Annotated in this window: 8 protein-coding genes; 1 reads left to right on the forward strand and 7 read right to left on the reverse strand. The window is 69.6% G+C overall.

Annotated elements, in window-relative coordinates:
- The 7 genes from VEG08_08725 to VEG08_08755 form a co-directional block, all read right to left on the reverse strand.
- Nucleotides 1-388 (reverse strand): hypothetical protein (locus VEG08_08725; protein ID HXZ28067.1); only part of this gene is annotated, 388 nt, incomplete at its 3' end.
- Nucleotides 385-1779, reverse strand: a complete 1395-nt coding sequence (locus VEG08_08730; GenBank protein HXZ28068.1) for an ABC transporter substrate-binding protein — start codon at nucleotides 1777-1779, stop codon at nucleotides 385-387. The genes VEG08_08730 and VEG08_08725, both read right to left, overlap by 4 nt.
- The gene (locus VEG08_08735) at nucleotides 1742-2959 is read right to left on the reverse strand and encodes a hypothetical protein (GenBank protein HXZ28069.1); all 1218 of its coding nucleotides are present in this window, start codon (nucleotides 2957-2959) and stop codon (nucleotides 1742-1744) included. The genes VEG08_08730 and VEG08_08735 overlap by 38 nt, the downstream gene beginning before the upstream one ends.
- Before the next feature lie 167 nt (nucleotides 2960-3126).
- Nucleotides 3127-3405 carry a hypothetical protein gene (locus tag VEG08_08740; GenBank protein HXZ28070.1) on the reverse strand — a complete coding sequence of 93 codons (279 nt, stop codon included), beginning with the start codon at nucleotides 3403-3405 and terminating at the stop codon, nucleotides 3127-3129.
- A gap of 40 nt (nucleotides 3406-3445) precedes the next feature.
- Nucleotides 3446-4771, reverse strand: coding sequence for an SPFH domain-containing protein (locus tag VEG08_08745; protein HXZ28071.1), 1326 nt, complete (start codon nucleotides 4769-4771; stop codon nucleotides 3446-3448).
- An 18-nt stretch (nucleotides 4772-4789) separates the two neighbouring features.
- The gene (locus VEG08_08750) at nucleotides 4790-5014 is read right to left on the reverse strand and encodes a hypothetical protein (GenBank protein HXZ28072.1); all 225 of its coding nucleotides are present in this window, start codon (nucleotides 5012-5014) and stop codon (nucleotides 4790-4792) included.
- 12 nt (nucleotides 5015-5026) lie between these two features.
- A complete protein-coding gene (locus VEG08_08755; GenBank protein ID HXZ28073.1) occupies nucleotides 5027-5722 on the reverse strand; it encodes a L,D-transpeptidase in 696 nt (231 codons plus the stop codon).
- A 298-nt stretch (nucleotides 5723-6020) separates the two neighbouring features.
- On the opposite strand from VEG08_08755, the gene VEG08_08760 reads away from it, so the two are divergent.
- Nucleotides 6021-8085: protein kinase (locus tag VEG08_08760; protein HXZ28074.1), on the forward strand; the 2065-nt coding region annotated here is incomplete at its 3' end.

An 8085-nucleotide genomic window follows, 5' to 3' on the forward strand; every position in this document is an offset into this window, starting at 1 on the left:
CCTCGTGATAGCCGAAGCGCGCCGGCCACTGCGCCGACGAGATGATGGCACCGTCGCTGCCCACGATCTCCAGGAAGTCGAGCTGCTGCGAGGCAGCCATGGCGGCGGCTTCGTTGACGTAGGGCGCGGGATCGGGGTTGGGGCCGCTGAGCGCGATGGCCATGCGCAGGGTGGGCTCGGCGGCGGCCAGCGCGGCCACGCGCCCGCTGACTTCCCCGCCGCGGTGCGCGAACTCCCGGCGGAACTGCGTCACCAGGGCATCGGTGCGCTGCTCATCGGCGTGCTCGAAGGCGCGGCGGGTGGCGCCGGAGACGATGACCGCCACCAGAGCCACCGCCACCACCATGGCGGCGGTGAACAGCGCCAGCAGTTTGCCGCGGAAGCTCACGGCGCGCCTTCCACCCAGACATCCTCCAAGCGCCAGTCTCCCGCCGGCTCTTCTTTCCAGTCGTGCACGCGCGGGCTGAGCGCGCAGGCCTCTGGCAGATGGAAGAGCGGCACCACGCGGAAGTCCTCGAGCAGGGCACGCTCGGACTCATAAAGCTGCTGGGGATCGGCCAGGCCGGCGCCGCGCGCGGGCGGAGCAAGGTCGAGCGCAGCCGCGGCTTCGGCCAGCGCCGCCCCTGGGTCGGGCGAGCCCAGGCGGACGCGCACCAGGCGCACGTCGGCGTTGCCGGGGCGCGCCGACATCATCTCGCCGAAGGCGCGTACGGTGAGCCCGGCCTCGCGGGCATCCAGGGCGATGCGCTCCGCGATGGCCTGCCCGAGCGGGTCAGCGGAGTCAAAGGCCAGAGTGAGCGGCAGGGCGGCGGGAAGCTCGGCGCGGAGCTGCCGCGCGCGCGCCAGGTCGGGTGCCGCGGGGAAGAGAAAGGCGTATCCGCTCATCCACTGCGGCAGCAGGGAAGCGGCGGGCTCGCCCTGGCGCTGCAGCAGGACAGTGGCGATGGCGGCGCGGTCCAGGGAGCGCGCCAGCGCCTCGCGCCGGCGCGCGTCGTCGGCGGCTGGGGCCCCGGGGGTGAAGACGAGCGCCACCAGGTCCACCGGTTGCGACTGCGCCACGCGCAGGCCGGCTTGCGCGCTGCGCCGTACCTGGTCGGGCGCGACCTCGACCACGTCGGCACGGCCGGTCTGCAAGTCGATCTGCTGGTCACGCAGCGAGCGCCCCATCTGCACCTCGACCCCGTCGAGGTAAGGCCGCCCGCCCCAGTAGTCTTCGCTGGCGGTGAGCGCCGCGCGCTGCCCTGGCTGCCACTGCGCGAGGCGGAAGGGTCCGGAGCCGATGAGGCGGTCGCCGTCGCGCTTCACGATGGAGTAGCGGGTGGTGGCCAGGTCGGCGAGCAGGCCGGGCAGGGGCGAGTCGGACTCGACGATCACCGTGTCCGCCGTGGCCCGCACGCGCCAGGCGAAGTTGGCGGCGGCGAGCGCTTCGGCCACGATCTGCGGCGTCAGCGGTGAGCCGTCGTGTAGCTTCACTCCCGGACGTAGTTGGAACTCCCAGCGCTTGTACCCGGCGTCGTGCTGCCAGGCGGTAGCCAATTGGGGTTGCGGCTGGGCATTGGCGTCGAGCCGCACCAGGCGGTCGAAAGTCAATTCCGCGATGCGGGCCCGGGCCACGGCGTAGGGCGCGTAGCGCTCCGGCGCGGTGGGATCGAGCGAGTTGGGCGCCGCTTGCATCTCCACCCGCAGCCGCCCGCCGTAGTGCGGGCGAGTCGCTCCGGCTGCGCCCAGGCACAGCAGCAGGCTACTGGCTGCAAGCAATGGCGAGACGATGCGCCTCATAGCTCCCTGTCTTCAGGTTGTAAGACACCGCCAGGACGGTGCGGGTATCGGCTTCGGTCCAGAGGGTCAGCACGGGACCGTCGAAGGAGACCGGCGCGCCCGCCGGGGCCAGGTCGCGCCCGGCAGGCTCGTACGCCTGGACCGAGTCGGGCGCCTCCCAATCGCCCCGCCCGGTGGCCAGCACTTGCGTGCCCGCGCCGCAGCCGCTGGCCACGCCCGCCAGCTCGCTGCCCGAGTGCAGGCTCAGGGGAAGCAGGGGACCGCTCCCGTTCATCCAGCGCGCCTGGCCGTCGATCCCGGTGAAGGCCCAGCCGCTTCCCAGCGGCGCCGCCGAGTAAAACGGCGGCACATTGGCGTTGCGGCTGTTGCCGGCGGTCAGCGCGCCGGAAAAGAAGTCGCGTCCCGAACCGTAGAAGGCGGCGAGCGAGTCCTTGGACCCAGGCCCGAGCGGCCAGGGATCGTCCCCGGCGCGGCAGCTCAGCGTGAGTGCGGGTTGCACCGTTCCGCTGCAGGAAGCGCCCGGCAGGTAGGCGTCGAAGGAAACCAGGTCGGAGTGCAACCACAGGCGCCCGCGCAGGTCGCGCGCCGGCGTTCCCGCATGCAGCACCGGCGCCGATTGCTCCAACTGCCAGCGTCCGCCCTGCAAGCGATAGAGCGAGACCTGGGCGGCCTCGAGGACCAGCAGGCGCGCGTCGCCATGGGCCGGCTGCAGCAGGGCCAGATTGAGAAAGGGCGTGCTCTGCTGCCAGAGCAGGGTCTTCTGGATGACCAGCGGGCTGGTTGGGCGCGCCGCCGCCGCTGCGCTGGACCGCGCCACCGTGCGCATCACCAGGTCCCGCGAGTTGCCCTGCCGCACCTCCGCCACCCACAAATAGCCCGCGGGGTTCTCCGCCAGCGTGACCTTGACCTCCGCCACCGCGCGCTCCGCCGGCACCAGTTGCACCTGGCGATGGCGCAACTCGCTCTCCAGGGCGCGGCGGACCTCGGCCGCGTCCTCGCTCCCTAGGGAAGACAGGTTTTGCAGGCTGAGCGCGAGGGCGGTGCCGGGGCCGGTCCTGGCTACGATGTCGCGGGCGAGAACGCGGGCGGCGTCTTCCAGAGGGTCGGCGTGGCAGGGAAGCGCGCCTACCAGCACCAGCAGCACGGCGCAGCACAGGGGAAGGACTCGCGGGAAGCGCATCCGGCGCCTTTCTGGAGCGTGCGGGAGATCGCGGCCGGATTATAGCAAAGGCTCCAGCCGCCGCTGTTGCCACGCTACTCTGTGCTCTGCCGCTTGGTCGAACCCGCCGGCTGAGGTGGCCCCGCCGCGGCGGAGGCGAGGCCACCTTTTGGATTAGCCGGCGGAACTTAACTCGTGGTTGCCCGTCGTGACGCGCGCACGCGCCGTCGGATCCTCAGCACCCGGGCATCCAGGGGCTGGGCGGCGTGCGCTGCCAGGGCCCGCTGGTAGAGAAAGACGGCGGGCCGGCGGAACGCGGGGGCCGACGGCAGCGGGTGCTCGGCCTTGCTCCGGGGCGCGTGGCCCTGGAAATTGACTGCCAGGCACGCGTCGTACAGCAGCAGTCCCGCGACCACCACCAAGATCCCCATCCCCGCCAGCACCACCACCACCTTGAGGAGCAACATGGCCTTCCTTCCTTTCTCTAGCCGCGGGTGGCGAGCCGGTTCATCGCTGCCCGTCGCCGCGCCCGGACGGGTCGTCGGAGGTGCCGCCCGTCTGGCCGGCCCTCATGCCCTGCAAGACATCGTTGGTGAAGAAGAACTTCCCGTCCGTCGGCACCATCATGATCTGCACCTTGTCGGAGAGGCGCTCAGCGATGATCTTGTTGATCAGCAGCGGGCTCTTGTTGAGGATGGCGGCCTCGGACTGCAGGCGCTCGGCGTCGGCGGCGGCGGTCACGCGGATGCGGTTGGCCTCGGCGTCGGCCAGCAGCTTACGCCGCTCCAGCTCCGCCTTGCTGTCGATGACTTTGGCGGCGGCGGCGGCCTCGGCGTTCTTGATGGTAGCTTCCTTGCGTGCCTCGGCCTCCAGCCGCGACTGCTCGATCTGCTTCTGCTTGAGCGGCAGCGTGTACTGCATGGCGTCGGCCTCGGCCTTGGCCTGCAGCACGTGTACCTGGGCCTCGCCCTCGGCGTGCTTGACCTGCGCCGCCTTCTCCGCTTCCGCTTGCAGTTCGGTGATGCGCACCTGCTTCTGCTGGATCTCGGTCTCCACTCCCATGCGGTCGTTCTCCTGCTCCTTGAGCAGCAAGCCTTCGAGGCCTTTGGCGTATTCCGGGGGAAGCTGGATGTCGCGCAGCATGACTTCCTCGACCACGATGCCGCTGGCGCCCAGCTTCAGCGTGATCTGGTCGGCGGCCCGGCGCCGCACCTCCTCGCGCCGGGTGGCGAAGACGTCACGCACGGTGTAGTTGGGCACGGTCTCGCGGAAGGCCGAGGCCACCACCGCGGGCACGATCTCCTTGTCCACCGGCTGCGGCAAGGTGTTCTGGATGAAGTCGAGCCGGCGCGCGTCCAGGCGATAGCGCACGGTCACCGCCAGGCCGATGTTCAACCCCTCGCGCGCCTGCACCTTCAGGACCTCGGGCGCGGCGGCTCCTTCTTTCTTGGGCGGCTCGACTGCGGCGGTGGAGAAGAGCTGGTCGCGGGTGTCGAAGAACGCGACTTGCTCCACCAGCGGCTTGACCAGGTGGACGCCGGGATAGAGCGTCCCGGGCCGGGTGCCGGAGATCTGGCTGATGCGCACGCCCGCCATGCCGCTGGGCACGACCACGATGCTCTGGCTCAGCAGCAGAGGCAGGACGGCGATCACGGCCAGTTTTCCGGCACGCCGCCAGCGGACGGGCCCGGGCGGCAGCAGGTTCTCTGCCGTGCCCCGGGCCACGCGGCGCCGAAAGTTCGCCACCAAGTACGCGTCGTACAGCATGATGCCTGCTCCGACGATGAGCAGCCCCACCCCGGCCAGGACCATCACATACTTGAGGAACAGCATGGCCTTCCTTCCTTTCTCTCAACGGGCCGAAGCCCGGCCCAGGTTCGGGTTCCAGATTCGGCGGCCGCCGCTCACCAGAGCGGCGGGCATTGCGGGTGAGACGGCGGTCCGCTGCGCCCGGCTCATGCACACGCACATGACGCGCAGCAGCCCGCCCCACAGCAGCCGCGCCAGGAGCAGGCCCAGGCCCAGCGAGAGCACCATCCCCGTTCCCAACCCCAGCAGCATCTCGGTGACTTGCATGATCGCTTCTCCTTAGAGTTGTTCGCTCGCACCTGCGGTCGGCGCGCCTTCTTCCACCGGCGCCGGCTCGCCGAAGATCTGCTCCAGGCCGGGGTCGCGCTGGCTGTGGATCTCCACCCCGTCGCCGACCTCGACCTGCGCAAAGAGTTCTCGGACATCCTGGTTGTTCATGCGAATGCAGCCGTGCGAGGCGGCGTGGCCGATCGAGCCCGGGTCGTTGGTGCCATGGATCCCGTAGTGCGCCTTGCTCAGCCCCAGCCAACGCGCCCCCAGGGGGTTCTTCTTGCCGGGCGGAATGAACTGCCGGTTGTGCCGGTAGGCTGGGTCGCTCGCGCGGCAGACGATCGTGAAGTCACCGCTCGGGCTGGGGCTGCCCGCCGCGCCCACCGCCACCGGATACACCTTCACCACCGTGCCTTGGTCCAGCACCGCCAGCTTGCGGTCGGGGATGCTGATCACCACTCGCCGCCGGCGGGAGGTGTGCTTCACGACCGTGGCCGGCGGGGCCGGCGCCGCCGGCTGGTCCACCGGCTTGGCGGGAGCCGGGGCCACGACCGGCTCGGCGCCGGGCGTCGCCACGCCTGGGGAGACGGGGTTGGATGCCGCTCCGGAACCGAGCAAGAAAAGAAGAACCAGGAGGGCGAAGAGTTCGATCAGGACGAGTTCCGCCTCGTGGCGTGCGTCGAAGGTGTCGCCGATGCGCCTCATGGCTGTCCTCCTCTTCGCGACCTGCTGTCCAGGGAAAGAGCACGGCGCCAACCATCGTCGAATGCATTCACGACAAAGGAGTTGCGAGCGCAGAGAAAGGTCTGGGAGCGTGTCCGAGTTGAGACATTGTGGGGCCGCCGACACGGCGACGGGCAGCGACGCCCAGAAGCCAAGTCGCGCTGAGGCGCGCCGCGCCGCTGCCCGGCCCGCGTTGACTCGGCCCGCTAGGCCAGCCTATAGTGCCGCGCTGGGGGCAGAGGGCTCATTCTTGTCTGAGGAGATTGTTTCCCACTATCGCATGCTCCGCCAGCTCGGCGCCGGCGGCATGGGAGTGGTGTGGGAGGCCGAAGACACCAGCCTGGGCCGGCGCGTGGCCCTGAAGTTCCTCTCCGAGAAGCTGGCGGGGGACCCGCAGGCGCTGGAGCGCTTCCGCCAGGAGGCGCGCTCCGCCTCCGCCCTGAACCATCCCAACATCTGCACCATCTACGAGATCGGAGAGGCGGGCGGCCGCCACTTCATCGCCATGGAACTGCTGGAAGGCGAGCCCTTGGACCGGCATATCGGAGGCCGCCCGCTGGAGTTGGGCGAACTGCTGGAGTTGGGCATCCAGATCGCCGACGCTCTCGACGCCGCCCACGCCAAGGGCATCATCCACCGCGACATCAAGCCGGCCAACATCTTCGTCACCCGGCGCGGGCAGGCCAAGATCCTGGATTTCGGGCTGGCCAAGCTGGCCAGCGAGCAGAAGCTGCGCTCGCTGGGCGCGGGCGCGCCCACCCTGGCCACCGCCGAGGCTCACTTGACCAGCCCAGGAGTGGCCGTGGGGACGGTCGCCTACATGTCGCCGGAGCAGGCGCGCGGCAAAGAACTGGATCCGCGCACCGACCTGTTCTCCTTCGGCGCCGTGCTCTATCAGATGGCCACCGCCCGGCTGCCCTTCGAGGGCGACACCTCCGCCGTGATCTTCGACGAGATCCTGAACAAGGAGCCGGCCGCACCGGCGACCTTCAACCCCACCCTGCCCGGCAAGCTGGGCGAAGTGATCCACACGGCGCTGGAGAAGGACCGCGACCTGCGCTACCAGAGCGCCGCCGACCTGCGCGCGGAGTTGAAGCGGCTGAAGCGCGACACCAGCTCCGGGCGCACGCGCGCGGCTGCCTCCGCCTCGGCATCCGCCGGCGCGGTGGTGACGCCTGCGCCCTCCAGTGCCTCGGTCGTGCTAGGCGAAGCACGCCGGCACAAAGGGGCGGTGCTCGGCGGGATTGCGCTCCTGGTCCTGCTGCTGGCGGCGGTGGGTTTCGGAGTCTACAAGTGGACCACCGGGCGCCGCGCTGCCTTCAACCTGGAGAACCTGAAGATCACCCAGGTGACGCAGAGCGGCAAGGCCAGCGCTGTAGCCATCTCGCCCGACGGCCGCTATGTGGCCTATGTCCTGCGCGACGGCGAGAAGCAAGGGTTGTGGCTGCGGCAGGTGGCCACCGGCAGCGATGTCCAGATCTTCCCGCCCGACGTAGTCAGCTTCGTGGGCATGACCTTTTCGCCCGACGGCAACTACCTCTACTTCATCCGCTCCGACAAGAGCACGATCGACTTCCGTTACCTCTATGTGATGCCGGTGCTGGGGGGCACCCCAAGGCAACTCGTCCGCGACATCGACTCGCCCATCAGCTTCTCTCCCGACGGAAAGCAGTTCGCCTTCCTGCGCGGTGTACCCAGCAAGGCTGAGAGTGATCTGTTGATCGCCAATGCGGATGGCAGCGGAGAGCGCGTGCTGGCGGCCGCCCATGACTGGCAACTGCTGGGACCGGCCTGGTCCCCGGACGGCAAGGTCATCGTGGTCAGCGGCCAGGACCTCGGCACCGGCCATTTTTACCTGGCGGCGGTCTCCACCGCGGACGGCAGCGTGCAGGAGATCTACAAGCATGCCGGCCCGGTGGGACGCGCGGCCTGGCTGGCCGACGGCAGCGGGCTGGTATTTTCTGCGGTTAACCCCAGCGAACTGCGTGGGCAGATCTTCTTCCTGCCCTACCCCACGGGCGAGGTGCGCCGCCTGACCAATGATCTGACCGATTACGGCTTCGATAGTCTCGACCTGACCAGCGATGGCCGCATGCTGGTGGACACCGAAGACACCGGCACCGCGAACATATGGCTGGCGCAGGGAACCGGGGCCGCGAACGTGCGCCAGATCACCTCCGGTGAGTCCTTGGGGAACTTGCTGGATTGGTCGCCGGACGGCCGGATTGTCACCTGGAAAGGGCCGATCGGACAAGGTGCGGGCGACCTGGTCAGCGTGGACCCCGCCAGTGGGCACCTCACCACCCTCACTCCTGACGCGCACATCAATTTTCTAGTCTCCGCCT

This window comes from Terriglobales bacterium (assembly GCA_035624475.1).
In the GTDB taxonomy this organism is placed as follows: Bacteria; Acidobacteriota; Terriglobia; order Terriglobales; family Acidobacteriaceae; genus DASPRL01.